Annotated in this window: 19 protein-coding genes; 14 read left to right on the top strand and 5 right to left on the bottom strand. The window is 70.8% G+C overall.

What is annotated here, in order from left to right; all coding sequences use genetic code 11:
- Positions 1-8 precede the first annotated feature (8 nt).
- Positions 9-2,036, top strand: a complete 2,028-nt coding sequence (locus ACQKIP_RS02130) for an ATP-dependent DNA helicase (protein WP_365858157.1) — start codon at positions 9-11, stop codon at positions 2,034-2,036.
- 90 nt (positions 2,037-2,126) lie between these two features.
- Here the strand turns inward: ACQKIP_RS02130 and lexA are convergent, their stop codons facing one another.
- A complete protein-coding gene (lexA, locus tag ACQKIP_RS02125; protein ID WP_190085118.1) occupies positions 2,127-2,909 on the bottom strand; it encodes a transcriptional repressor LexA in 783 nt (260 codons plus the stop codon).
- 496 nt (positions 2,910-3,405) lie between these two features.
- On the opposite strand from lexA, the gene nrdR reads away from it, so the two are divergent.
- Both nrdR and ACQKIP_RS02115 read left to right on the top strand, forming a co-directional pair.
- Positions 3,406-3,960 carry a transcriptional regulator NrdR gene (gene nrdR, locus ACQKIP_RS02120; protein ID WP_365858159.1) on the top strand — a complete coding sequence of 185 codons (555 nt, stop codon included), beginning with the start codon at positions 3,406-3,408 and terminating at the stop codon, positions 3,958-3,960.
- A 133-nt stretch (positions 3,961-4,093) separates the two neighbouring features.
- Entirely contained in the window at positions 4,094-6,988 is a 2,895-nt protein-coding gene (locus tag ACQKIP_RS02115; protein ID WP_365858161.1) for a vitamin B12-dependent ribonucleotide reductase, read from the top strand.
- 154 nt (positions 6,989-7,142) lie between these two features.
- Here ACQKIP_RS02115 and ACQKIP_RS02110 read toward each other — a convergent pair whose 3' ends face one another.
- Positions 7,143-7,676, bottom strand: coding sequence for a TerD family protein (locus tag ACQKIP_RS02110; protein ID WP_365858163.1), 534 nt, complete (start codon positions 7,674-7,676; stop codon positions 7,143-7,145).
- A 189-nt stretch (positions 7,677-7,865) separates the two neighbouring features.
- On the opposite strand from ACQKIP_RS02110, the gene ACQKIP_RS02105 reads away from it, so the two are divergent.
- From ACQKIP_RS02105 to ACQKIP_RS02085, 5 genes are all read left to right on the top strand, one after another.
- On the top strand, positions 7,866-8,738 hold the full coding sequence (locus tag ACQKIP_RS02105) for an arylamine N-acetyltransferase family protein (protein ID WP_365858165.1): 873 nt from the start codon (positions 7,866-7,868) through the stop codon (positions 8,736-8,738).
- Positions 8,739-8,771: 33 nt separating this feature from the next.
- A complete protein-coding gene (locus ACQKIP_RS02100; RefSeq protein WP_365858167.1) occupies positions 8,772-9,377 on the top strand; it encodes a YdbC family protein in 606 nt (201 codons plus the stop codon).
- A gap of 100 nt (positions 9,378-9,477) precedes the next feature.
- Positions 9,478-10,137, top strand: coding sequence for a histidine phosphatase family protein (locus ACQKIP_RS02095; protein WP_365858169.1), 660 nt, complete (start codon positions 9,478-9,480; stop codon positions 10,135-10,137).
- A 12-nt stretch (positions 10,138-10,149) separates the two neighbouring features.
- On the top strand, positions 10,150-11,058 hold the full coding sequence (locus tag ACQKIP_RS02090; protein WP_365858171.1) for an ADP-ribosylglycohydrolase family protein: 909 nt from the start codon (positions 10,150-10,152) through the stop codon (positions 11,056-11,058).
- 36 nt (positions 11,059-11,094) lie between these two features.
- On the top strand, positions 11,095-12,954 hold the full coding sequence (locus ACQKIP_RS02085) for a DUF4153 domain-containing protein (RefSeq protein WP_427741931.1): 1,860 nt from the start codon (positions 11,095-11,097) through the stop codon (positions 12,952-12,954).
- A gap of 61 nt (positions 12,955-13,015) precedes the next feature.
- Here ACQKIP_RS02085 and ACQKIP_RS02080 read toward each other — a convergent pair whose 3' ends face one another.
- Positions 13,016-14,572 (bottom strand): MFS transporter, encoded by a 1,557-nt coding sequence (locus tag ACQKIP_RS02080; RefSeq protein WP_365858173.1) that lies wholly within the window; start codon positions 14,570-14,572, stop codon positions 13,016-13,018.
- Positions 14,573-14,697: 125 nt separating this feature from the next.
- Here ACQKIP_RS02080 and ACQKIP_RS02075 point away from each other — a divergent pair, with 125 nt between their 5' ends.
- The 3 genes from ACQKIP_RS02075 to ACQKIP_RS02065 all read left to right on the top strand — a co-directional run bounded on the left by ACQKIP_RS02075 (position 14,698) and on the right by ACQKIP_RS02065 (position 16,813).
- Complete coding sequence (locus tag ACQKIP_RS02075) at positions 14,698-15,312, top strand: TetR/AcrR family transcriptional regulator (RefSeq protein WP_365858175.1); 615 nt, start codon at positions 14,698-14,700, stop codon at positions 15,310-15,312.
- Positions 15,313-15,359: 47 nt separating this feature from the next.
- Entirely contained in the window at positions 15,360-16,061 is a 702-nt protein-coding gene (locus tag ACQKIP_RS02070; protein ID WP_365858177.1) for a ribonuclease HII, read from the top strand.
- A gap of 77 nt (positions 16,062-16,138) precedes the next feature.
- Entirely contained in the window at positions 16,139-16,813 is a 675-nt protein-coding gene (locus ACQKIP_RS02065) for a hypothetical protein (protein ID WP_365858719.1), read from the top strand.
- 247 nt (positions 16,814-17,060) lie between these two features.
- On the opposite strand, the gene ACQKIP_RS02060 is transcribed toward ACQKIP_RS02065, so the two are convergent.
- Both ACQKIP_RS02060 and ACQKIP_RS02055 read right to left on the bottom strand, forming a co-directional pair.
- Complete coding sequence (locus ACQKIP_RS02060) at positions 17,061-17,699, bottom strand: hypothetical protein (protein WP_365858179.1); 639 nt, start codon at positions 17,697-17,699, stop codon at positions 17,061-17,063.
- A gap of 213 nt (positions 17,700-17,912) precedes the next feature.
- Positions 17,913-20,102, bottom strand: coding sequence for a RecQ family ATP-dependent DNA helicase (locus ACQKIP_RS02055; RefSeq protein ID WP_365858181.1), 2,190 nt, complete (start codon positions 20,100-20,102; stop codon positions 17,913-17,915).
- 133 nt (positions 20,103-20,235) lie between these two features.
- Here ACQKIP_RS02055 and ACQKIP_RS02050 point away from each other — a divergent pair, with 133 nt between their 5' ends.
- From ACQKIP_RS02050 to ACQKIP_RS02040, 3 genes are all read left to right on the top strand, one after another.
- Positions 20,236-21,651 carry a DUF4192 domain-containing protein gene (locus ACQKIP_RS02050; protein WP_427741927.1) on the top strand — a complete coding sequence of 472 codons (1,416 nt, stop codon included), beginning with the start codon at positions 20,236-20,238 and terminating at the stop codon, positions 21,649-21,651.
- 477 nt (positions 21,652-22,128) lie between these two features.
- Positions 22,129-24,033 (top strand): glycogen debranching N-terminal domain-containing protein, encoded by a 1,905-nt coding sequence (locus ACQKIP_RS02045; protein WP_365858183.1) that lies wholly within the window; start codon positions 22,129-22,131, stop codon positions 24,031-24,033.
- A 165-nt stretch (positions 24,034-24,198) separates the two neighbouring features.
- On the top strand, positions 24,199-24,960 hold the full coding sequence (locus tag ACQKIP_RS02040; protein WP_365858185.1) for an NUDIX hydrolase: 762 nt from the start codon (positions 24,199-24,201) through the stop codon (positions 24,958-24,960).
- Positions 24,961-25,127 lie beyond the last annotated feature (167 nt).

Raw genomic sequence — 25,127 nt, 5'->3', positions numbered from 1 at the left:
GTCGCGCTATGACAAAGCCCTCCCTTCCCGAGCTCCTGCACGCCGCCGTCACCGCCGTCGGCGGCACGGAGCGCCCTGGCCAGGTGACGATGGCCGAGACCGTCGCCGAGGCGATCGACGACGGCTCCCACCTCCTGATCCAGGCCGGTACCGGCACGGGCAAGTCCCTCGGCTATCTGGTGCCCGCCCTCGCGCACGGCGAGCGCGTGGTGGTCGCGACCGCCACGCTGGCGCTCCAGCGCCAGCTCGTGGAGCGTGACCTGCCGCGGACGGTCGACGCGCTGCATCCCCTGCTGCGCCGCCGCCCCCAGTTCGCCATGCTCAAGGGCCGCTCGAACTACCTGTGCCTGCACCGCCTCCACGAAGGCGTGCCGCAGGAAGAGGAGGAGGGTCCCGGGCTCTTCGACCAGTTCGAGGCGGCCGCCCCGACCAGCAGGCTCGGCCAGGACCTGCTGCGGATGCGCGACTGGGCGGACGAAACGGAGACCGGCGACCGGGACGACCTCACTCCCGGCGTCTCCGACCGCGCCTGGTCCCAGGTATCCGTCTCCTCCAGGGAGTGCCTGGGAGCGTCGAAGTGCGCGTACGGAGCGGAGTGCTTCGCCGAGGCGGCGCGTGAGCGGGCCAAGCTCTCCGAGGTCGTGGTCACCAACCACGCCCTCCTCGCGATCGATGCCATCGAGGGCGCTCCCGTCCTTCCGCAGCACGAAGTGCTGATCGTGGACGAGGCCCATGAGCTGGTCTCCAGGGTCACCGGTGTCGCCACCGGCGAGCTCACCCCGGGCCAGGTCAGCCGCGCGGTGCGCCGCGCAGCCAAGCTCGTCAACGAGAAGGCGGCCGATCAGCTCCAGACCGCCTCCGAAGGCTTCGAGCGCGTGATGGAGCTGGCCCTGCCCGGCCGCCTGGAGGAGGTTCCGGAGGACCTCGGGTATGCCCTGATGGCCCTGCGTGACGCCGCCCGGACGGTCATCTCGGCGCTCGGCTCCACCCGCGACAAGTCGGTCCAGGACGAGGACGCCGTACGCAAGCAGGCCCTCGCCTCCGTCGAGTCGATCCACGACGTGGCGGAACGCATTTCGAACGGCTCCGAGTGGGACGTCGTCTGGTACGAGCGTCATGATCGCTTCGGAGCCTCCCTGCGGGTGGCGCCCATGTCCGTGTCGGGGCTGCTCCGCGAGAAGCTCTTCAGCGACCGCTCCGTGGTCCTGACGTCCGCCACCCTCAAGCTCGGCGGCGACTTCAACGGCGTGGGAGCGTCGCTGGGCCTCTCTCCCGAGGGCACCGAGTCCGAGGACGCCCCGGCCTGGAAGGGCCTGGACGTCGGCTCGCCCTTCGACTACCGCAAGCAGGGGATCCTGTACGTGGCCCAGCACCTGGCCCGGCCGGGCCGTGAGGGCACGCGCAGCGACATGATCGACGAGCTGGCCGAACTGATCGAGGCGGCAGGCGGGCGCACGCTCGGTCTGTTCTCGTCCATGCGTGCCGCCCAGAACGCCGCGGAGGAGCTGCGCGGCCGCCTGGACATGCCCATCCTGTTGCAGGGCGAGGAGACGCTGGGCGAGCTGATCAAGAACTTCGCGGCGGATCCGCAGACCTGCCTGTTCGGGACGCTTTCCCTGTGGCAGGGGGTCGATGTGCCGGGCGCCAGCTGCCAGTTGGTGGTCATGGACAAGATCCCTTTCCCGCGTCCCGACGACCCGCTGATGAGCGCACGCCAGAAGGCGGTGGACGACAACGGCGGGAATGGCTTCATGGCCATCGCCGCGACGCATGCGGCGCTCCTGATGGCGCAGGGCGCGGGGCGCCTCGTGCGGGCCTCCGCGGACCGGGGCGTCGTCGCCGTCCTGGACCCCCGGCTCGCCACGGCGCGCTACGGCAGCTATCTGAAGGCTTCACTGCCGGACTTCTGGTACACGACGGACCGTAATCAGGCGCGCCGCTCCCTGGCCGCGATCGACGCGGCGGCCAAGGCCACGGTCACGATCAAGGACGCCGACAAGGGCGAGGCCGACAAGGGCGACGCCGGCGAGGAGTAGCGGAGGAGCGGCCCGCGCGTACGGCCTCCGGACGCAGCGGGGCCCCGGAACCGGCGCAGTTGGTTCCGGGGCCCGGTCGGGGGCGGAGGCTCACACCCGCCGCAGCACCGCCACCACCTTGCCGAGGATCGTCGCCTCGTCACCGGGGATGGGCTGATACGCGGAGTTGTGAGGCAGCAGCCATACGTGCCCGTCTTCGCGCTTGAACCGCTTGACCGTCGCCTCGCCGTCGAGCATGGCGGCGACGATGTCGCCGTTCTCCGCGACGGGCTGGCGGCGGACCGTCACCCAGTCCCCGTCACAGATCGCGGCCTCGATCATGGAGTCGCCGACGACCTTGAGGACGAAGAGCTCACCGTCACCGACGAGCTGCCGGGGGAGCGGGAAGACGTCTTCGACCGACTCCTCGGCGAGGATCGGACCACCGGCCGCGATGCGGCCGACCAGCGGGACGTACGAAGCGGCGGGCTTGCCCGCCGTGTCGGTGGGCTGGCTGCTCGGCTGGTCCGAGCCGCGCACCTCGTACGCCCGGGGGCGGTGCGGGTCGCGGCGCAGGAAACCCTTGCGCTCCAGGGCCATCAGCTGGTGGGCGACCGACGACGTGCTGGAGAGGCCCACCGCCTGGCCGATCTCGCGCATCGACGGCGGGTAACCGCGCCGCTGCACCGAGTCCCGGATGACCTCGATGACACGGCGCTGCCGGTCGGTGAGGCCCGAGCTGTCTGCGCGGATTCCTGGAGGTCGGCCCGGTAGGGAGCGAGTGGGCTTGGCGCCCTCCTGGTTCGTGTCTGCGTCACTCATGGCATGCACCGGCTCGAGTCGGCTCTGGCGGTCCTGAGCAGTGATGGTGGCACTGTCTGCGGTGGTGGTCACGTCGGTCGGCCCCTCTCGAGAATGTTCTCCCTAGTTAGCCAACGGTAGTTGCTTTCGAAAGGTTGCGCCAAACACACGTTCGAGTGAAAAATCGCAGAAGGTCTGCCGTGATCATGCGCCTGGGTGTATGGCTAACGTTCGAGCCGAATGGCATTTCGGTTGATTACGGTACGCTTCACCGCCGGGATCGCGGCCCCCTCGGTGGGGCTCCCATACTGCCACTCGCCGCTCGGTCGATCCCGTACCGCCCCCCTTCCTGTGGGTCGCGCGAGGCGGGCTCGTAACCTTCACGACGTGTCGTGGGCGCGCGACACGCGATGGGGCCGGATTTACGGCCAAACCCCAGATCTAGTGGTTGGATTGCAACCACGGCCCAGAAGTTGTGGTCCCCGGTCTTTTCAGTCCCCGGGCATCGCCTATGCTTGGGGCTGCTTCGAGGGCCTCATGGGCCCGGTGAGGCCTACGAGTCGTGTCTTGAAGGAGGGTTGGGAGTTTCATGCACTGCCCCTTCTGCAGGCACCCCGACAGTCGCGTGGTCGACAGCAGGACCACCGATGACGGCACGTCGATCCGCAGGCGGCGTCAGTGCCCCGACTGCTCCCGTCGTTTCACGACGGTGGAGACGTGTTCGCTGATGGTGGTCAAGCGCAGCGGCGTGACCGAGCCTTTCAGCCGTACGAAGGTGATCAACGGCGTACGCAAGGCGTGCCAGGGGCGGCCGGTGACCGAGGACGCGCTCGCGCTGCTCGGCCAGCGGGTCGAGGAAGCGGTGCGGGCCACCGGGAGTGCCGAGCTGACCACGCATGACGTGGGTCTGGCCATACTCGGTCCGCTGCAGGAGCTGGACCTCGTGGCCTACCTGCGCTTCGCGTCCGTGTACCGGGCGTTCGACTCGCTCGACGATTTCGAGGCTGCCGTCGGGGAGCTGAGGGACCAGCGGGACAAGCGGCTCGACGAAGAGCCGCAGGGCGCCGGCGGGGAGCCCGGCGTGAACGACTGCGGGCCCGGAGGGACTGCCGAAGTCCCGGTGCCCGCCACTGCCGCCGACTGACCGGCCAACGGCCGACGGCGACACACACAGACCTGTTGCGGATGCCCTTGCGGCTTCCGCGGCACCAGACAACACCGTGTCACGGGAACATCGTGGCACTTCAGGGCGTTTTAGCCTGATACAGGGAGGCGGCATGACCGAGACGACGAGCGGCCCGGCGCGAGGTTCCCGAGCCAAGGGATCCAAGGCCAGCAAGGGTCTGCGTATCGAGCGCATCCATACGACGCCCGGCGTGCATCCGTACGACGAGGTGGTCTGGGAGCGCCGAGACGTCGTCATGACCAACTGGCGCGACGGCTCGGTCAACTTCGAGCAGCGTGGCGTCGAGTTCCCCGACTTCTGGTCGGTGAACGCGGTCAACATCGTCACCAGCAAGTACTTCCGCGGGGCCGTTGGCACCCCGCAGCGCGAGACCGGCCTCAAGCAGCTGATCGACCGCATCGTGAAGACCTACCGCAAGGCCGGCGAGGACTACAGCTACTTCGCCTCGCCCGCCGACGCCGAGATCTTCGAGCACGAACTGGCGTACGCCCTCCTGCACCAGATCTTCAGCTTCAACTCCCCGGTCTGGTTCAACGTCGGCACGCCCCAGCCGCAGCAGGTCTCCGCCTGCTTCATCCTGGCCGTGGACGACTCCATGGACTCGATCCTGGACTGGTACAAGGAAGAGGGGATGATCTTCAAGGGCGGCTCCGGCGCCGGCCTGAACCTGTCCCGTATCCGTTCTTCCAAGGAGCTCCTCTCCTCCGGCGGCAATGCCTCGGGACCGGTCTCCTTCATGCGCGGTGCCGACGCGTCCGCAGGAACGATCAAGTCGGGCGGCGCCACGCGCCGCGCGGCCAAGATGGTCATCCTCGACGTCGACCACCCCGACATCGAGGGCTTCATCGAGACCAAGGTGAAGGAAGAGGAGAAGATCCGCGCCCTGCGCGACGCGGGCTTCGACATGGACCTGGGCGGCGACGACATCACGTCCGTCCAGTACCAGAACGCCAACAACTCGGTCCGCGTGAACGACACGTTCATGAAGGCGGTCGAGAAGGGCGGCAAGTTCGGCCTCACCTCCCGCATGACGGGCGACGTCATCGAGGAGGTCGACGCCAAGTCGCTCTTCCGCAAGATGGCCGAGGCCGCCTGGGCCTGCGCCGACCCCGGCATCCAGTACGACGACACCATCAACGCCTGGCACACCTGCCCGGAGTCCGGCCGGATCAACGGCTCGAACCCGTGCAGCGAGTACATGCACCTGGACAACACGTCCTGCAACCTCGCCTCGCTGAACCTGATGAAGTTCCTGAAGGACGACGGCCTGGGCAACCAGTCCTTCGAGGTCGAGCGCTTCGCGAAGGTCGTCGAGCTCGTCATCACGGCGATGGACATCTCCATCTGCTTCGCGGACTTCCCGACGCAGAAGATCGGCGAGAACACCCGCGCCTTCCGCCAGCTCGGCATCGGCTACGCCAACCTCGGCGCCCTGCTGATGGCGACCGGCCACGCCTACGACTCGGACGGCGGCCGCGCGCTCGCCGGTGCCATCACCTCCCTGATGACCGGCACCTCGTACAAGCGCTCCGCCGAGCTCGCCGCGGTCGTCGGCCCGTACGACGGGTACGCCAAGAACGCCACGCCGCACAAGCGCGTCATGAAGCAGCACGCCGACGCCAATGGCGCGGCCGTCCGTATGGACGACCTGGACACGCCGGTCTGGGCCGCCGCCACGGAGGCCTGGCAGGACGTGCTCCGCCTCGGCGAGAAGAACGGTTTCCGTAACTCCCAGGCGTCGGTCATCGCCCCGACCGGCACCATCGGTCTCGCGATGTCCTGCGACACCACCGGCCTCGAGCCGGACCTCGCCCTGGTCAAGTTCAAGAAGCTCGTCGGCGGCGGCTCGATGCAGATCGTCAACGGCACCGTGCCGCAGGCCCTGCGCCGCCTGGGCTACCAGGAGGAGCAGATCGAGGCGATCGTCGCCCACATCGCCGAGAACGGCAATGTGATCGACGCCCCGAGCCTGAAGACCGAGCACTACGAGGTCTTCGACTGCGCGATGGGCGAGCGTTCCATCTCCGCGATGGGCCACGTCCGCATGATGGCGGCCATCCAGCCGTGGATCTCCGGCGCGCTCTCCAAGACGGTCAACCTCCCGGAGACCGCCACCGTCGAGGACGTCGAAGAGGTCTACTACGAGGCGTGGAAGATGGGCGTCAAGGCGCTCGCCATCTACCGCGACAACTGCAAGGTCGGCCAGCCCCTCTCCGCCAAGAAGAAGGAGCAGGAGAAGGCCGAGGTCACCGAGAAGACCGAGGCGACGATCCGCGAGGCCGTCGAGAAGGTCGTCGAGTACCGCCCCGTCCGCAAGCGCCTGCCCAAGGGCCGCCCGGGGATCACCACCTCCTTCACCGTGGGTGGCGCCGAGGGCTACATGACCGCCAACTCCTACCCGGACGACGGTCTGGGCGAGGTCTTCCTGAAGATGTCCAAGCAGGGTTCGACCCTCGCGGGCATGATGGACGCCTTCTCGATCGCCGTCTCCGTGGGCCTGCAGTACGGCGTCCCGCTGGAGACGTACGTCTCGAAGTTCACGAACATGCGCTTCGAGCCGGCCGGCATGACGGACGACCCGGACGTGCGGATGGCGCAGTCGATCGTCGACTACATCTTCCGCCGCCTGGCGCTGGACTTCCTGCCCTTCGAGACGCGCTCCGCGCTCGGCATCCACTCGGCCGAGGAGCGTCAGCGTCACCTGGACACCGGTTCGTACGAGCCGTCCCTGGACGGCGCCGACCTGGCCGACGACCTGGCCGGTTCCGCCCCGCAGCAGGCCGAGCCCCTGAAGGCGGTCGCCGCTCCGAGGACCGAGGCGGAGAAGCCCGCTCCGCAGCAGGCGCACACCAGCGCCGAGCTCGTCGAGATGCAGCTGGGCATCCAGGCCGACGCGCCGCTGTGCTTCTCCTGCGGGACGAAGATGCAGCGGGCCGGCTCCTGCTACATCTGCGAGGGCTGCGGCTCGACCAGCGGTTGCAGCTGAGCGGTCGTAGCTGACCCCGGCAGTTGCCGGGAGTTCCTGGCTCCGGCCGGGAGCGACGCCTGATCGCCAGGGCGGTGGTGCCGAGACATCGGCACCACCGCCCTTGGCGTTTCCCGCGGCGCGAAGACCCGCGAGCCGTGTCCGGGCGCCGTTCTCAGATCGCGGTGCCCATCGCCGCAGCAAAGGACGTCGGGTCGGCGTCGAATCCGCGGACGATCTCGCGGAAGGACCACGCGCCCGTTTCGTTCCGGGTGAACTCGGCGATCGTCGCGGCCGTGGAACCGGCGACCGCGGAGAGGTCGCTCAGCGCCAGATCGGTGTGTCCCGTGCGGATGCGCACCGCGGTGTTCGGGATGTCGCCGAAGACCTTCTCGCCCTCATGGGTGTGAGGCTGTATGGCCACACCGACCACCACGCGCGCGTACGCGGCCGCGAGCCGGTCGAGCTCCAGGGTCATGACCTCGTCGAAGCCGAAGCCCTGACCTGTCTTGCTGTCCCTGTTGAGGGTGATCGTCCCGTCGGGGGCGCGGCTGTCGAAGTGCACCAGGTACACGGGGCTGTCGTAGGGAGCGTCCGCCAAGTACGTCGCGGCGATGATGTCGAGATCGTGCGGCGGCGATCCGACGGGGCTCGGATCCCACTTGAGCCCCACCTCGACCTTCTTGATCCCCTTGCTGACACTGCTCACAGAGTCCCCTCCTCGTGTCCCGGCTGACGCTGTCGCTCCAGACATGTCCACATGTCCGCACGGCATGCCCTACGGACACGCTACGACGTGTGACTGACATCTCTGAAGTTTCCGAGTGCGCAGGGCCGTTGAGGCCGCCGGCGGCATTCCCGGTGGCGCGCGTGCCCGGGCGCGTAGATCATTGGCGTCATGACGTGGAACGGGGAAGAACTGGACATCGAGGCCTACTTGGCCCGGCTCGGGCATGAGGGGGAAGTGAAGCCCGACTTCGACACGCTCCGTGCGCTGCACCGGGCGCATGTGGCGTCGATCCCCTTCGAGAACCTGGAGATGATGCTGGGGCGGCCCGTGCCGCTGGACCTGGCGGCGTTGCAGGACAAGCTGGTGCGGCGGCGCAGGGGCGGCTACTGCTACGAGCAGAATCTGCTGTTCGCGGCGGCCCTGGAGCGGATCGGCTTCACCGTCAGGGGGCTCGGCGCCCGGGTCAGGGCGGGTGCCTCGTCGCGGCGCGCGGTGACGCACATGCTCCTGAACGTGGAGGCGGACGGGCGGCAGTGGCACTGTGACGTCGGTTTCGGCGCCGAAGGGCTGCTCGAACCGATCCCCTTGGGGGAGGGCGACGGTGACGTACGACAAGACGTACGACAAGACGTACGACAAGACGTACGACAAGACGTACGACAAGGAGAGTGGCGGTTCGGGATCGTCCAGGAAGCAAACGGGGCACGCGTGTTGCGGACCGAGCACGCGGACGGCTGGTTCGATCTCTACGAGTACACGCTGGAAGAACGCCTTCCCGTCGACTACGTAGTGATGAACCACTACACGTCGACCCACCCCAAGTCATCGTTCATCCGCCGCCCGGTGATCCAGCGGGCCGCGCCGGATGTGCGCCGGACCCTGGTCGGCGAGCGCCTGACGGTGACCCGTCCGGACGGCACATCGGACGAACGTGACGTATCCGCCCATGAGTTGGGCAATGTGCTCGTCCAGGAGTTCGGTATCGAACTGAACGCCGATGACGGCGCCGAGCTGATCCGGGTGCACTACGCCGGAGCATGACCCCGGCCACGTCCGGCGCCGTACGATGGCGCGGTGCTGGTCAAGTGGATTCGCTGCACCGTGGTGGACCGACGGGGGTTCGAGCGGGGGCAGCGAAAGTGGGCGGGGCTTCTGGGGGAGCCGGGGTTCCGGGGACAGGGCGGAGGGTGGAGCCGTGAGCGGCCGGGCGTGGCGCATGTCTTCGCCTTCTGGGAGAGCCGGGCTTTCTACGACTCCTTCATGGCACGCTCCCACGACCGGCTGGCCGCCGCGCAGTCGGGCACCTTCAAGGACATCCAGAGCAAGCTCTTCGTCCACCGTTTCGACGTGAAGACGGGCTTCGAGCCCCGTTTCGCGGACGCCGACGTGGTGCGCGTGGCGCACTGCCGGGTCCGTGAGGCGCGGGTGGAGCACTTCGCACTGATGCAGGAGAAGGTCTGGAACCCGGCGATGGCGGGCTCCCCGGGCATGGTGCGCGGTCTCTTCGGGGAGGCGCCGGGGCACGAGTTCCTCGTCCTTTCGATGTGGCTGTCGGCCGCCGAGCACGGCAAATACCGCAGGGAGCGGGTGGAGCGCCTTTCACTGCGTGCCCAGACGGAGGCCGATGTCGCGGCGCTGGCCGGTGACATCGTGGAACTGGAGCCGTCGTGGACGGTGTGACGGCGCGCGGGCCGAAGCGGGTGTCCGTCCTTTGCGCCGGATGGAGCCGGGGCGGCTGACCGGTTGGGCCGTCCGGCAGCGGCCGATCTAGGGTTTCCCCATGGCACGTCCGCAGCGCATCTTCCTTGTCCGGCACGGCGAGTCGGCCGGAAACGCCGACGACACCGTGTACGAACGCGAACCCGACCACGCGCTGGCGCTCACCGAGAAGGGGTGGCGGCAGGCGGACGAGACGGGCGAGCAGCTACGGGGCGCCGTCGGCCTGGAGCGGGTCAGCGTGTACGTCTCGCCCTACCGGCGGACCCACGAGACCTTCCGGGCCCTGCGGCTCGATCCCGAGCTCGTACGGGTGCGCGAGGAGCCGCGGCTTCGGGAGCAGGACTGGGGAAACTGGCAGGACCGGGACGACGTCAGGCTTCAGAAGGCCTACCGCGACGCGTACGGACACTTCTTCTACCGCTTCGCCCAGGGTGAGTCGGGGGCCGACGTGTACGACAGGGTGGGCGCGTTCCTGGAGAGCCTGTACCGGAGCTTCGAGGCCCCGGACCATCCGCCGAACGTCCTCCTCGTCACCCACGGCCTGACCATGCGGCTGTTCTGCATGCGCTGGTTCCACTGGTCGGTGGCGGAGTTCGAGTCGCTGTCGAACCCCGGGAACGGCGAGATGCGGACCCTGGTGCTCGGCGACGACGGCAAATACACGCTGGATCGGCCGTTCGAACGCTGGCGCGAACCGGAACCGTACGGTGTCACCGGATAGAGTGGGAAAGCGATGACCGCTGACTTCTCTCCCGAACGGCGCCTGGCCCGCGCTCTGGCCAGCCTGCGTGGACTGGCGGTGGGAGACGCGCTGGGCTCTCAGTTCTTCGTGCCCGCGAACTACCCGCTCCTGAAGCGCCGGGAAGCGCCCCCTGGCCCCTGGCAGTGGACCGACGACACCGAGATGGCCTGCTCCGTGTTCGCGATCCTGGTCCGGCACGACCGGATCGACCAGGACGCGCTCGCCCTCTCCTTCGCCGAGCACCACGACTTCGACCGCGGCTACGGCCCCGCCGTGAACCGCCTGCTCAGGCTGGTCCGGGAGGGCGGGGACTGGCGGGAGCTGGCCTCCGCGCTGTTCAAGGGGCAGGGCTCCTGGGGGAACGGCGCCGCCATGCGGATCGCCCCCCTCGGTGCCTGGTACGCGGACGACCCGGAGCAGGCGACACACCAGGCGGAGATTTCCGCCTACCCCACCCACCAGCACCGTGAGGCGGTCGTGGGGGCCATGGCGGTGGCTGCCGCCGCCGCACTGGCCGCCGACCCCGCGGGGCCGCCCGCCCCGAAGGCGCTGCTCGACGGCGTCATCGACCTCGTGCCCCGCAGTGCCGTCGGGGCCGGGCTGCGCCGGGCGCGGGACATGCTCGACTACGGGGACGCGGCGACGGTGGCCGCGGTGCTGGGCTGTGGCCGCCGTACGACCGCGCATGACACGGTGCCGTTCGCCCTGTGGTCGGCTGCCCGTGGCCTCGGCGCTTTCGAGCGGGCCATCTGGTCCACCGCCCAAGTGGGCGGCGACATGGACACGACCTGCGCCATCGTGGGCGGAGTGGTTGCTTCCGGCGAGGGCGGCGCGCCCTCGGGGGAGTGGCTGGAGCAGACCGAGGCGCTGCCCGGTTGGGTGCCGGTGGCTGCGGGCTGACGTCGGGGCCGGTCTCCCCGTGGGACTGTCACGGTCATGCCACAGCCTTGCCGAGGCGGGAGCCGTCGTCGGCCGCGCGGCTACTCTTGCCGCAGGCCGCCAGTTGATCATGACTTGCGTGTCCTCAACGAGATGCCGGTCGCCCGGCGGCCCCGCCACGCGTGCGTGCCGTCTGCTGCATGTGCGGACCGGCCGGGAGGGGGTCCCGTGTCCGATACACCGTCCACGCCTGAGCCATCAGCCGCAGATGTGGGAGATCCACCAAGGAAGCCGAGAGCACCGAGAGAGCCAGGGGAGCCGGGGGAGCCGGGTAGACCCACAGGCCCGGGAAGACCCGGAGAGCCCGAGGATGCCGTGCCGGGCCCGCGTGCCGTGGCGAGGCACCCCGCGCCTCCTGCCGACTGGGCGTACCCGGCGGGCAAGCCGGAGCCCCTGCTGGCCGATCTGAGGGCCGATGAGCCCGCTCCGATCCGGACGGGCACGCTCGGCGCGGTACTCGCGACCGGTCTGCTGAGCATGCTGCTGCTCGGCGACGGGCTCGCGCTCAATCTGCTGATCGTCGCCCTGCCGGCCGCACTCGCCGCGTACTTCGCCGCCGAGCAGGCCGGACGCAGGCCGCGCCCCTGGACGCTGGTCTGGGCGATCGGCGGCCTCGGGCTGCTGGCGGTGCCCGCCCTGCGGGACGCAGCCTGGCCCTCGTTCCTCGCCGTCGTCTCCGCCGTCGCGCTCGGCTCACTCGCCCTGCACGGCTGCCGCACCTGGCCCGGCGTGCTCATCGGCCCGATCGGGCTGTTCGAAGCGGTGGTCTCGGGGCTCGGCTGGGGCTGGCAGGGGGTGCGCAGTCGCGCGAGCGGGTCCAGGAGCGGGCCCGTTCTGCGGGCGGTGGTGGTGACCGCCGTACTGCTGCTGGTCTTCGGGGCGCTGTTCGCCGGGGCCGATGCCGCGTTCGCGGGGCTGCTGGGCGATCTGCTGCCCGACGCCTCCGTGGGCGAGGGGCCGTGGCGCCTGCTGCTCTTCGCGGCCGGTGTCGTCGGAGCGCTCGCGGCGGCGCGCACCGCTGCCGCGCCCGTGCGCTGGGACCGGCTCGTCGTGGGTCCCGGCCGGGAGCGGAGCCGCGTCGAGTGGGCGCTGCCGCTGGTCGTCCTGAACCTGCTGTTCGCGGCGTTCAACGCGGTGCAGCTGGCCGTGCTCTTCGGCGGCTACGACGCGGTCCTCGACAAGACCGGCCTCTCGTACTCCCAGTACGCGCGCCAGGGCTTCTGGCAACTGCTGCTCGCCACGCTGCTCACCCTGGTCGTCATCGTGCTCGCCCTGCGCTGGGCGCCGCGTGGCGGGGCTCGCGACCGCGGACTGGTGCGGGCCGTGCTCGGCACGCTCTGCGCTCTCACGCTCGTCGTCGTGGCGTCGGCGGTGCGACGCATGGACATGTACGTCGACGCGTACGGTCTGACCCGGCTTCGGGTGTCCGTCGTGGCCGTGGAGCTCTGGCTCGGCCTGGTCGTCGTGCTGATCATGGCGGCGGGGGTGTGGGGCGCGCGCTGGCTGCCGCGAGCCGTTGCCGCGAGCGCCGCGGCCGGGGTGCTGGCCTTCGGGCTCCTGTCGCCCGACGGCCTCGTGGCCGAGCGCAATGTCCAGCGCTACGAGGACGCCGGGAAGTTCGACCTGGAGTACGCGCGCGGCCTTTCCGCCGATGCCGCTGTGGCCATCGACGAGCTGCCGGAGCCGCTGCGCTCCTGCGCTCTCGAGGGCATCGCGAACAGCCTCGGGTCCGAGCCCGACCCCTGGTACGCCACGAGCCTGGGCGAGGCACGCGCCAGGGAGATCATCAAGGAACGGCCGCCGACGGTCGCCCCGGGGGACTGCGAAAGTTCCGACCGGGAGGTCTCGTACCGCTGAGATCGCCTTGCCGGGTCGGCGGCCCCACGAGGCCGCCGACCCGACACGTACGACACCCCCGTCAGCCGCCCGCGGGGCCCGCCGCGCTCGCCGTACCGGCCAGTGCGTCCATGTCGCTCTTGCGCACCCGGACCAGCACCACGGCGGTGACCAGCGCGAGCAGAGCCATGGCGACGGCCGGTATGAAGGCCGTGGAGATCCCCTCGGACAGCACTTCGTGTCCCCAGGGCGGCGGCAGCTCGCCGGTCTTGGCGAAGGCGGCCTTCTGTTCCGGCGACGCGTTCGCCATGAAGTCGGCCATCTGCTCCTTGCCCTCGTCCCGGCTGGCCGTGCCGAAGACCGTGGTCAGGATGGAGAGGCCGAGCGAACCGCCCACCTGCTGCGTCGCGTTGAGCAGGCCGGATGCGGCGCCCGCTTCGTGCGGGGCCACTCCGGAGACGGCCGTCAATGTAAGGGTCACGAAGTTCAGACCCATGCCGAAGCCGAACAGCAGCATCGGGCCGAGCACTCCGCCCACGTACGAGCTGTCCGGGCTGATGAGGGTCTGCCAGCTGAGCCCGACGGCGACGAGAGCCGAGCCGATCACCATGAACGGCTTGGGGCCGAGGACCGGGAGCATCCGCTGGGAGATGCCCGCGCCCGCCACGATCGCGACCGTGACCGGCAGGAAGGCGAGGCCCGCTTCGATCGGTGTGTAGCCCAGTACGTTCTGGACGAAGAGCACGATGAAGAAGAACATGCCGAACATCGCCGCGGCCAGGCTCAGCATGATCACGTACGAGCCGGAGCGGTTCCGGTCGGCGAACATCTTCAGCGGAGTGATCGGTTCCTTCGCCCGGCTTTCGATGAGGGCGAAGGCAATGAGCAGCACGACGGCCGCGCCGAACGACGCCAGGGTGAGGTTGTCGCGCCAGCCCTCCTCGGCCGCCCGGATGAATCCGTAGACCAGGGAGGCCATGCCGAGGGTCGACGTGAGGGCGCCGGCGATGTCGAACCGGCCGGGGTGACGCTCGGACTCGCTGATGTAGAGCGGGGCGAGGAAGGCGATCAGGACGCCGATGGGTACGTTCACGAACAGCACCCAGCGCCAGTCGAGCCACTCCGTGAGCATGCCGCCCGCCAGCAGCCCGATGGCGCCGCCGCCCGCGGAGACGGCAGCGAAGACACCGAACGCGCGGTTGCGCTCGGGGCCTTCGGGGAACGTCGTGGTGATGAGTGCCAGGGAGGTGGGCGATGCGATCGCGCCACCCACGCCCTGCAGAGCCCGCGCGGCCAGCAACTGCCAGGGCTCCTGGGCGAATCCGCCGAGAAGCGAGGCGAGGGTGAAGACCAGGATGCCGGTCATGAAGACGCGGCGGCGGCCGAGGATGTCACCGGCACGGCCGCCGAGGAGCAGCAGCCCGCCGAAGGTGAGGGTGTACGCGCTGACGACCCAAGTGAGGTCGGTGGTCGAGAATTCGAGCGCGTCCTGAATGTGCGGGAGCGCGATGTTCACAATCGTCGCGTCGAGGACCACCATGAGTTGGCAGGCCGCGATGACGGTCAGGGCGATTCCGGGCCGGCTTCCTCTGCGTGCGGCGCCAGGCTTGTGATCTTGAGTTAATTGAGAGGTTGTCACTATGGGTCCCCCACAAGTGCGTTAGTGAACGGCACCGTTCACTGTCTCGTCAACGGTAGTGACTCCCCATCAGTGAACGCAACCGTTCACTGACACTGCCTCGATCGCCCAACGGAGAGATATCGATGGTTACTTCGCGCTGGAGCGCCGCCCCCGCTCCGACGGCCTCCCTGCGCCGGCGGGGCCCCGTCCTGGAACGGGCGATCCTCGAGGCCGCACTCGAGCAGCTCAGCACCGTCGGCTGGAACGGCCTGACGATGGAGGGTGTGGCCGCGGGCGCGCAGACCGGCAAGGCGGCGGTCTACCGTCGCTGGCCCTCCAAGGAGGACCTCGTCGTGGACGCCCTGCAAGCCGGTCTCCCGAAACTCGATTCCGCGCCGGACTGCGGCGGAGTCAGGGAGGATCTCCTCCAGCTGTGCCGCCAGATGCGTGAGGCGATGTACTCGCGGCCCGGATTCGCACTGCGCGCCGTGCTTCACGAGTGCGACACGGTCACTGCCGAGCGGTTCCACGCGGTGATCTTCGACGGAGTCATCGGGCCGAGCGTGGAGCTGATCAAAGAGGTCCTGCACCGCGGTGTCGAGCGCGGAGAGGTGCGCGCGGATGTCATGGACCCCTATGTGTGTGACGTTCTTCCGGCGATGATGATGTATCGCTCCAAGGTGTGCGGGAGCGAATGGGGGGACGAAGAGGTCACCGATCTGATCGATCGGGTCATGGTTCCGCTGCTTCGACGGTAGGCCTGGGTGTCGCGGGCGGCATGCGGCGGCGTACGCTGTCTGGCGCCATGCCGTACGAACCACCCACCCACACCGTCGAGCGCTCCCTTCGCGCTACCACCGGCGCGAAGATCGTTGCCGGTGTCGACGAAGTCGGGCGCGGAGCGTGGGCGGGACCGGTCACCGTCTGTGCGGCGATCACGGGACTGCGCAGGCCGCCCGACGGGCTCACCGACTCCAAGCTGATCACTCCCAAGCGGCGCACCACGCTCGCCGGGGAGCTGGAGAGCTGGGTCACGGCCTACGCCCTGGGGCACTCCTCGCCGGAGGAGATCGACGACATGGGGATGACCGCCGCGCTGCGGCTCGCCGCGGTGCGCGCCCTGGAGTCGCTGCCGGTGCGTCCGGACGCGGTGATCCTCGACGGGAAGCACGACTATCTCGGGGTTCCCTGGCAGGTTCGTACGGTGATCAAGGGCGACCAATCCTGTGTGGCCGTCGCTGCGGCGTCGGTGATCGCCAAGGTTCGGCGCGACAAAATGATGGCCGAACTGGGTATCGAACATGCAGACTTCGGTTTTGCGGCCAACGCCGGCTATCCGTCGCCGGTGCACAAGGCCGCGCTGGCGGAGCGGGGGCCCACCCCGTACCACCGGATGTCGTGGGCGTATCTTGATGCGCTGCCCCAGTGGCGGCACCTCAAGAAGGCCCGCAGCTGGGCGGATGGAGGCGTTCCGGAAATCGAGGGCCAGCTCGGCTTCGATTTCTGATGTTTCCGGCAGTTCCACTCGCACTCATGTGCCACCCGCCGATGCGACCCGCATCGGCATTTGACAGACAACAACGCCTGCCTCTCAGTCCCGAGGAGCCTCAGATTCACGAGAGTGCCCAGGGTCCCCGCGTGACCCCGGCCAGTGGCCGCATCACGCCGACCCCTCGCCCCGTACCCGGCCCGCGTCCCGCCGCTGTGCCGCGTCCAGGCCGACCGGGCCCCGCCCGGCCGACGCCGCCGGCGCAGCGCACGTCGCGTGAGCCGGCCGCAACGCCGCGGCCTTCGGCCCCGGCTGCTTCCGGATCTTCCGCCGTTCCCGCTGCTTCCACCGCGGGCTCCGCCACGGCCGACGGCGCTTCGGTGCCGCAGATCCAGCTGATCCCGGCTTCCGCCGAGGGGGCGCTCGACGCCGCCGAGGAAGCCGTCGACCTGCTGCTCGACTCGGGCCGTGCCCCGGGCGAGGTCCTGGTGATCACCACCGGTGACCCGCACCCGTGGGCCACGCACGAGCTGTCGTTCGGCGAAGCCTCCTACTGGGCCCAGCACGAGGCGGGTGACGACGTCTTCTACGCCGACGCCGCCGCCCTGAACCGTGCCGCGTCCCGTCCCGTGGTCGTCGTCGCCATCAACGGCGGCAGTGAGGAGACCGCGGTCGGCGCCCTGCCGACGGCGCTCACCCGGGCCGGAGTCCTGTTGATCGTCTGCGGTGACCCGCAGCGGATCAACGCGATGCTGGGCGCGGGCGTCTGACGTTCCTTGCTGTCCGACACCTGCGCCGCGGTGCTCCGGCTCCGACTGCCTGAAGTCTGATGCCGGGTGTCGGGTGCTGGGTGCTGGGTGCCCGAGCCGGGTGGTCGGGCAGGCTCGTGTCATGCGCGCGCGTGCGTGCCTACGTGCGTGCGTCGAGTGGCGTGCGACGCAGGCGGCGGCGTGCAACCGGCCCTGCCGGTGGCCCGCCTCGCGGCGTCATGTCTTGCGCGGCATCCCGGAGGGCGCTTCAGCGTGCCGCCGCCCGGCGCAGCACATCGGACGCCGCGCCGCCGGTGCGTGGTGGTGGAGGATCCGTTTCGGCGAAGGCCTCGGGGCGTGAGCCGGAGCTCGGCCGACGGCCTCCGCGGCCCTCGCCGAGCACCTGCCAGCCGTCACGGGTCAGCGTGATGTAGGCGCCGCACCGCAGGCCGTGCAGCGTGCACGCGTCCCGCAGCCCCCACATCCACGCCCCGTCCTCCTGCGTCCAACGCGCGTCGCCGTCGCGGCAGTAGAGCAGGACGGCGGTACGCACCGGGGTACGGCGGCGCAGGTCGTGCGGTATGACCCGGCGCAGCTGTGCGAGCAGCGCGTTACGGAAGACCCAGCCGTCCGCGGCGCTCGGCCGCCGGGTGAACGAAGCGCTCGCCCGGAGTCGCTCCTCCGGATCGAGCACCGCGACGACGGCTGTCGCGGGCGTCGGACGATGCCGGGCGTGCAGGCCGCTGACGACCTCACGCGGATTGCGCAGCAGGGGAATTCCCGCGGCTGACCACTCCGCGGGCTCGAGCATCCGGGCCAGTCGGTTGGCGGAGTCGGCGGACATCTCAGCCGACGTCGAGAAATCCGACATCGATGCCGCACCGGACGAAGAGAATCCGAAGGTCACGGTCCTCCCTTCGGCTACGCGCCCAGAGGGCGGGGTCGGACTGTGGAGCGCACCGCGGCACAGCCCTGCCGGACCACGGGGAGGCGCGCGGGGAGCGGTGCCAATTCTTCCCGTCGTACTGCCTTGCGGCAACGAGCAATTGGGTCCGCCGACCGGTATCTGACGATGCGCCACCTATATCCTTGCCCACGGCGCACCGCATTGACGCTTGGGTCAGCCTTGTACAGCCAGGACCAGCGGCAACACCCCCTCGGCCCCGGCCCGGCGGAGCATGCGAGCGGCCACCGCCAGGGTCCAGCCGCTGTCCGTCAGATCGTCGACGAGCAGAACGGGACCGCCCGCTTCCTGGAGCGCCGCGGCCAGCTCGGCGGGCACGGTCAGTGCTCCGTCGAGGGCGCGCAGACGCTGTGCGCTGTTGCTCCGCGGCACATGCGCCGTATCGGCTCCTGCGGCGTACTCGATGGAGCCGAGGAGCGGAAGACGGCCGATCTCGGCGATCCGCGCACCCAGGGTCTGGATCAGCCTCGGCCTGGTGTGCGAGGACATGGTCACGACGCCGGCCGGCCGCGGCTGCGCGTCGGCATGGCCCGAGGCCCAGCCGCCGGGGCCCTTCGCCCAGTCGGCGAGGACGCCGACCACGGCATTGGCCACGTCGTCGGGCACGGGGCCGTCAGGGGCCTGCGGGGCGAGCATCGGCCGGAGCCGGTTTCCCCATCCGATGTCCGAGAGCCTGCCCAGGGCCCGCCCCGGGGCGGCCTGCTCTCCCGCGGGGATACGTCCCTTGAGCTCGACGCCGACCGCGGCGAGCCCGGTCGGCCACATCTTCCGGGGCTCCACGTCGACACCCGCGCGGACCAGCTCGCCCCGTGCCGTGTCCAGCGCGCCGGAGGACACGGCGTCGGTGAAGCGCGCGCCCGCGCAGTTGTCGCACCGGCCGCAGGGCGCCGCTGCCTCGTCGTCCAGCTGCCGCCGCAAGAACTCCATGCGGCAGCCGGGAGTCGTGGCGTAATCACGCATCGCCTGCTGCTCGCTCTGCCGCTGCTTGGCGACCCAGGCATAGCGCTCGGCGTCGTACTCCCAGGGCATTCCCGTGGAGATCCAGCCGCCCTTGACGCGCCGGACCGCGCCGTCCACGTCGAGGACCTTGAGCATCGTCTCCAGGCGGGACCGGCGCAGTTCGACCAGTGGTTCCAGAGCGGGCAGCGACAGCGGCCGTCCCGCCTGCGCCAGCACGTCCAGCGTGCGCCGGACCTGCTCCTCGGGCGGGAAGGCGAGCGAGGCGAAGTAGTTCCAGATCGCCTCGTCCTCCTTGCCGGGAAGGAGCAGCACCTCCGCGTGATCGACGCCGCGGCCCGCACGACCGACCTGCTGGTAGTAGGCGATCGGGGACGAGGGCGAGCCGAGATGCACCACGAAGCCGAGATCCGGCTTGTCGAAGCCCATCCCCAGGGCGGAGGTGGCGACCAGGGCCTTCACGCGGTTGGCGAGCAGATCCTCCTCGGCCTGCTGGCGGTCCGCGTTCTCCGTCTTTCCGGTGTACGAGGCGACGGTGTGCCCGCACTGCCGCAAGAAGGCGGTGATCTCCTCGGCGGCCGCGACAGTGAGCGTATAGATGATTCCCGAGCCCGGCAGCTCGTCCAGGTGGTCGGCGAGCCAGGCCAAACGGTGCGCCGCGTTGGGCAGTTCCAGCACGCTCAGGCTCAGGCTCTCCCGGTCGAGAGGTCCGCGCAGCACGAGCGCGTCCGAGCTGCCGCCGGTGCCCAGCTGCTCGGCCACGTCGGCCGTCACGCGCGCGTTGGCCGTCGCGGTGGTGGCCAGGACGGGGACGCCCGGCGGCAGGTCGGCGAGCATGGTGCGCAGCCGTCGGTAGTCGGGCCGGAAGTCGTGGCCCCAGTCCGAGATGCAGTGCGCCTCGTCGACCACGAGCAGGCCGGTGGCCGCGGCGAGCTTGGGCAGGACCTGATCGCGGAAGTCCGGGTTGTTCAGTCGCTCCGGACTGACGAGCAGGACGTCCACGTCGCCGGAGGCCACCTCGGCCTGGATGGTCTCCCACTCCTCCGTGTTGGAGGAGTTGATCGTGCGGGCGCTGATTCCGGCCCGCGCGGCCGACTCCACCTGGTTGCGCATGAGCGCGAGCAGCGGGGAGACGATCACGGTGGGGCCACTGCCCCGCTCCCGCAGCAGCGCGGTCGCGACGAAGTACACGGCGGACTTGCCCCATCCCGTGCGCTGCACGACCAGCGCCCGGCGCTTGTCCGCGACCAGCGCTTCGATCGCGCGCCACTGGTCCTCGCGCAGTCGTGGACCGTCCGACGGCGGCACCTCGCCGTTCGCGGGCGCGGGGCCGCCGACGAGGCGGGCGAGTACGGCATCGGCCGCCGTGCGCAGCTCTTCGTTGCTCATGCCCCCATGCAACCCGATGGGTCTGACATTCGGCGAACGCGTCCGGCGGCTTGTGGATAACTCTTGGCGTGCCCCTGTCCGCAGTTATCCACAGGGCAAACCGGAATCCAGTGATCCGCGGGAGAGTCGGCGCATGGCGAACCACAGCGAACAAAACGACTCGATCGACCCCACCGACTCCACCGGGCTCGACTCCACCGGGCCCACTTCATCCACCGAGCCCACCGATGCCCCTGGCATCTCCGATTCCGTCGACGAGGCCATGGTCACCCTGCGCACTCCGGCTGAACTCGCGGACGCCTTGCCGTACTTGCTCGGGTTCCGGCCCGAGGAGAGCGTCGTCCTGATTGCTCTGCACGGCGAGCGGGGGCGGTTCGGCGGACGGGTGCGCCTCGGTATTCCCGGGCGCGCGGAGGACTGGCCGCCCATCGCGGAGCAGCTCGCCCAGTGCCTGGTGGGCGGCTGCGAGCGGCGCGGGGCCCGGCCCGACGGCATCGTCGCGTTCCTGTGCGCGGAGCCCGACGGCGCCGAAACAGGGCGGCAGGTCATGGAGCGCCTGCGCCCGCTGGCACAAGTGCTCCGCACCGCCTGCGGAAGCCTCGACGTCCCCGTGTTCGAGGTCGTGTGCATCTCCGCGGGCCATTTCTGGACCTACTGCTGCCCGAACGAGGAATGCTGCCCGCCGCAGGGCGTGCCGCTGCTGCGGCCCGGCACATCGGTGCTGGCCGCGGCGACGGCCTACGCCGGCACGCAGGTGGGCGTCACGCCGAGGGAGATCCGGGCGCGTCTGACGCCGTGGGAGTCCGCCGCCGTGCCCGACCAGCGGGCCGCTCTCGATGCGGCCGGCATGGAGATCGTGCGCCGGATCATGGAAGAGGGCGGGCACGCCGAGGTCGCCGCCGACACGCTCGACCTGGCCCGCAGGATCATGGGGCGCATGACGTCCGCACCCCCTGTCAGCGACAGGCTTGAGGCGGATCTGCAGGACGACGAACTCCTGGCGCACGACGAGGCCGCGGCGCTGATCCTCGGCCTGCAGAACCGCACGACGCGCGATCAGGCGGCGGAATGGATGGAGGGCGACGTCGCGGCAACGGCGCTGCGTCTCTGGAGGGCCCTGGCCCGCCGCTGCGTCGGAGGCTACGCAGAGCACGCCGCCGCACCTCTCTCCCTCGCGGGCTGGGTCGCCTGGTCCCTCGGTGACATCACAGAGGGGCAGGAAGCGCTGGACATGGCGCTGTGCGCCGACCCCGCCTATACCTTCGCGCAACTCCTGCACCATGCCTGCGCCGGCGACCTGGACCCCGAGCCGATCCGCCGCTGCTTGCGCAGGGAACGAACCGGACGTGACGCGAAGGAGTCCCGCACCGACCTGCCGCTCCCTGCGGAGCCCCCGGGCCCGGAGCCCGAGCCGGTGGGTGCCGCTCCACGCCGCCGCCGCCCCGCGCGCCCGAAGAGCGGCAACGGTGCCCGGTCCACCGAAAGGCCGGGCACCGGACCGCAGAACCGCCGCCGCACCATCCGCCGCGCAGCGAGGAACGACACGTGAACGCGGGGCTGCGTGACGCGGGACTCCGCACAGCGGGACTCCGCCGTCGGAGGACAGGCCGGACGGCTCGGCGGGGGAGAGGGGGTCGGAGTACTGGGGCGAGACGGCTGTCCGAGGAACTGCCGCACGCGGAAGTCGGGGGCCGGCCGGGTGGCTTCCCGGCCCCCGGGCGTGACTCCGGGCGGGGCCGGTCCGTTCACCTGAGTGGCGGTACCCGTGCCCGGATCGAGCCGCCGAACGACCTCCGACTCCCCGTAGCGCGGACAGCGCGGAAGAAGCCGCCTCATGCCCCGGCCCGCCCCGTTTCCCGTTTCCGGCGCTTCAGGTGTCTCCGGTGTCGCCGGTGGCTCCGGCAGAGAGGGGCCCCGGCGGCCCGCGTCGGCCCCACCGCGTCCGCCCGGTGGGCAGGCCCCGGCTCCCGCGCCGCGCCGCCCCGCTCAGCTGCCGCCCGCGCACGCCGCGCTGATCTGTGTCGCCATGCCCGCGCTCGCTATCTCCTCGGACCAGGGGCAGTTGACCGGCCGCGGACTCGAGGGCTTCTACCGCGCGGGGCGCAGGCTGCTCTCGCGCTGCGAAGTGCGGGTGGCGGGGCGCGAACCGATCGCCGTCCAGGCCCGGATGATCTCCGCCGACCGTGCCCGCTTCGTCGCGACGCTGCGTCCGTTCGCGGACGGCGGCCCGGATCCGGACGTGGTCGTCGAGCGGACCCGGTACGCGGACGGCACCGAGCAAATTCTCCTGCGCAGCGCCGCGGGCCGCCCCCTGCGGATGCCCGTGGAGGTGTCGCTCGGCACAGACCTGGCGGAGCTCGGCGCGGTCGCGTCCGGCAACGCCGGTCCCGAACTGGCCGCCAGTGTCCACGACTCGGGCATGCGCTGGTCCTCGCCCAAGGGCCACTGTGCGGTCACCGCGCACCCCGCGCCCGCGGATGCGCTGGCCTCCGCGGGGCTGCTGCGCTGGGAGGTGGAGCTGCCGCCGGGCGGCACCTGGAGCGTGGAGCTGCGGGTACGGCCGGAGGGGGCGGGCCCGGTGCGGGCGGTCGGGCACGGGGCGTCGCGCTCCCTTGCCACGGCACGGGCCGCGGGCGACGATCCCGGGGCCGGGGCCCTGCTGGACCGTTCCGTGGAGGATCTCCAGGCTCTGCTGCTGCGGGACCCCGAGCACCCGACCGACGTCCACCTGGCGGCGGGTGCGCCGTGGCGCTGCGGTCTCGCGCCGGCCGAGGCGCTCGCTGCCGCTCGGATGGCCTTGCCGCTGGGTACGCGGATCGCCGTGGGGACGTTGCGTATCCTCGGCCGCCGTCAGCTCGCGGGCAAGGGGCCACGGGCGGGCATGATCCCCGGGCCGTTGCGGAACACGGGACCGCATTTGCCTGCCGGCTGTACGGGGGTCGAAGCCACGCTGCTCTTTCCGGCGCTCCTGGCGGAGGCGTGGCGCTGGGGAATTCCGGAGCAGGAGACGGAGGAGTTGCTTCCGGCGGCCGAACGCTGTCTGCGGTGGCTGGTTGCGGCGACCGCCGACGGGGAACTCCTGGCGGACCCCTATCCCGGCGGTCCCGCGCGCTGCGAGACCCAGGCTCACGCCCACCGGGCCGCGCTGCTCGGCGCCGACCTGCTCGACGCGCACGGCCGACCGGGCGCCGGCGAGCTGCGGCGGTGTGCGGAGCGGCTGCGGGATGCCTTCAGGGAGAAGTTCTGGGTGGGGGACCGGACAGGCGGGCGGCCTGCCGCTGCCCTGCTGGCCGACGGTCGCCCCGTGCCCCTCCTCACCGGCGGTGCCGCCCATCTCCTCGACACGGGGCTGCTCGGGTCGGGTGCGCTCGCGCCGGGGCTCCTCGACAAGGTGCGGACCGAGCAGCTCGCGCGGCTGCTTGGCGGGCCCGCCATGGACTCGGGGTGGGGGCTGCGGAGCCTGGGCGTCAAGGAGGCCGCGTACAACCCGTTCGGGCACCGGGGCGGAGCGGTCCGTGTCCACGAGACGGCGGTCGCCGTCTCGGGTCTGGCCGCCGCCGGATACGACAAGGAGGCGAGCGGGCTGCTGCGCGGGATGCTGGCGGCGGCCGAGACGTTCGGCCACCGGCTGCCCGAGATGTACGCGGGGGAGCAGCGCACGGAGGGTGGCGCTCCGTTGCCGCACCCAGCAGCGTGCCGCCCGGCGGCCACCGCCGCGGCCGCCGGAGTCCAGCTCCTCACGGCGCTCGCCGGGATCCGGCCAGATGCCCCGGCGGGCACGGTGACGCTCAGGCCCGTCCGCAGCGCGCCCCTGGGGGAGCTGGGGCTGACGGGGCTGCGCGTCGCGGGTGCTCCGTTCTCCGTACGGGTCAGCAGGCTCGGCCTCGCCATGGTCGAGGAGGCCGCCGAGGGACTGCAGCTGGGGGTGTGACGTACGGAAGAGGGACCTGCGGCCGGCGGCGGCAGGGGGCTTGTCGTACGGGAGGGGGAGCCTGCGCCAGGAGTGGCGCGAACCCGACGTGGGGGCCGGTGAATCCGGCCGGGATCGGTTGCCGGAGGAGCTGTTTATCGTCAGGCAGACGACTATGATCGCGGCATGTCGCCCTACGACCCGTCGGCCTTCCCGCCCTTCGCTGTCACCGTCGATCTGGTCGTGCTGACCGTGCGCCGCCACGCGCTCTGTGCGCTTGCCGTACGGCGGGGTGAGCCGCCGTTCCAGGGGCGTTGGGCGCTCCCTGGCGGATTCGTGCGCGACGACGAGGACCTGTCGTCGGCAGCCGCGCGGGAGCTGGTCGAGGAGACGGGGCTGCGCGCACACGACCCGGACACTCCGGCCCGGGCGAACGGCGCGCACCTGGAGCAGCTCGCCACGTACGGCGATCCCAAGCGCGATCCGCGGATGCGGGTCGTCAGCGTCGCGCATCTCGCGCTCGCCCCCGATCTGCCCGCACCGCGGGCCGGCGGTGACGCGAACAGCGCGCGCTGGGCGCCGGTCGAGGCGCTGCTCCACCAGGGCGGATACGGCCGTGAGGACGAGCAGGCGGCGCCGCTCGCCTTCGACCACGCGCAGATCCTGGCGGACGGCGTGGAGCGCGCACGTTCGAAGATCGAGTACTCCTCCCTCGCGACGGCCTTCTGCCCGCCCGAGTTCACCGTCGGGGAGCTGCGCCGGGTGTACGAAGCCGTGTGGGGCGTCGTGCTCGACCCGCGCAATTTCCACCGCAAGGTGACCGGCACGCCGGGCTTCCTCGTCCCCACCGGCGGTACGACCACCCGCCAGGGCGGCCGCCCCGCCCAGCTCTTCCGCGCGGGCGGCGCGACGCTGCTCAACCCGCCGATGCTGCGCCCCGAGGTCTGACGCCCCCGCCAGGGGTCACGCGCTGGTCAACTGCCGTTCCTGCCACGTGATGGACACCCGCGGCCCACGCCTTGACCGAAATGACGGAAATATCGCGTTATCTTGCAGAAGTACCCACGGGGTTCGCCCGCCCCCGACCCGGCGGACGGATCCCGGCCGTCGAGCGG

Source organism: Streptomyces sp. NPDC059900, assembly GCF_050270335.1.
Taxonomy (GTDB): Bacteria; Actinomycetota; Actinomycetes; order Streptomycetales; family Streptomycetaceae; genus Streptomyces.
The sequence above is the reverse complement of the archived record's forward strand: the minus strand, read 5'-3'. Positions and strand labels throughout refer to the sequence as shown.